The organism is Streptomyces sp. NPDC048211, assembly GCF_043202315.1.
Classification (GTDB): Bacteria; Actinomycetota; Actinomycetes; order Streptomycetales; family Streptomycetaceae; genus Streptomyces.
Genome location: NZ_JBIDAD010000046.1, coordinates 3965 through 5160 on the forward strand (window position 1 = coordinate 3965; position 1196 = coordinate 5160).

The 1196-nt window shown below is 55.9% G+C and carries 1 rRNA gene (cut by a window edge); it reads left to right on the forward strand.

Annotated features, from left to right (window positions below):
• Positions 1-1174, forward strand: a 23S ribosomal RNA gene (locus ACGFZA_RS42400); it begins 2037 nt to the left of the window's first position.
• The last annotated feature ends 22 nt before the right edge of the window (positions 1175-1196 follow it).

The window sequence follows — 1196 nt, forward strand, 5'->3', positions numbered from 1 at the left end:
CTGAGCTGGGGGTGGCCGCAGAGACCAGCGAGAAGCGACTGTTTACTAAAAACACAGGTCCGTGCGAAGCCGTAAGGCGATGTATACGGACTGACGCCTGCCCGGTGCTGGAACGTTAAGGGGACCGGTTAGCTGACTTTCGGGTCGGCGAAGCTGAGAACTTAAGCGCCAGTAAACGGCGGTGGTAACTATAACCATCCTAAGGTAGCGAAATTCCTTGTCGGGTAAGTTCCGACCTGCACGAATGGCGTAACGACTTCTCGACTGTCTCAACCATAGGCCCGGTGAAATTGCACTACGAGTAAAGATGCTCGTTTCGCGCAGCAGGACGGAAAGACCCCGGGACCTTTACTATAGTTTGATATTGGTGTTCGGTTCGGCTTGTGTAGGATAGGTGGGAGACTTTGAAGCGGCCACGCCAGTGGTTGTGGAGTCGTCGTTGAAATACCACTCTGGTCGTGCTGGATGTCTAACCTGGGTCCGTGATCCGGATCAGGGACAGTGTCTGATGGGTAGTTTAACTGGGGCGGTTGCCTCCTAAAGAGTAACGGAGGCGCCCAAAGGTTCCCTCAGCCTGGTTGGCAATCAGGTGTTGAGTGTAAGTGCACAAGGGAGCTTGACTGTGAGACCGACGGGTCGAGCAGGGACGAAAGTCGGGACTAGTGATCCGGCAGTGGCTTGTGGAAGCGCTGTCGCTCAACGGATAAAAGGTACCCCGGGGATAACAGGCTGATCTTCCCCAAGAGTCCATATCGACGGGATGGTTTGGCACCTCGATGTCGGCTCGTCGCATCCTGGGGCTGGAGTCGGTCCCAAGGGTTGGGCTGTTCGCCCATTAAAGCGGTACGCGAGCTGGGTTTAGAACGTCGTGAGACAGTTCGGTCCCTATCCGCTGTGCGCGTAGGAATATTGAGAAGGGCTGTCCCTAGTACGAGAGGACCGGGACGGACGAACCTCTGGTGTGCCAGTTGTCCTGCCAAGGGCATGGCTGGTTGGCTACGTTCGGAAAGGATAACCGCTGAAAGCATCTAAGCGGGAAGCCTGCTTCGAGATGAGTATTCCCACCCTCTTGAAGGGTTAAGGCTCCCAGTAGACGACTGGGTTGATAGGCCAGATGTGGAAGCCCGGTAACGGGTGGAGCTGACTGGTACTAATAGGCCGAGGGCTTGTCCTCAGTTGCTCGCGTCCACTGTGTT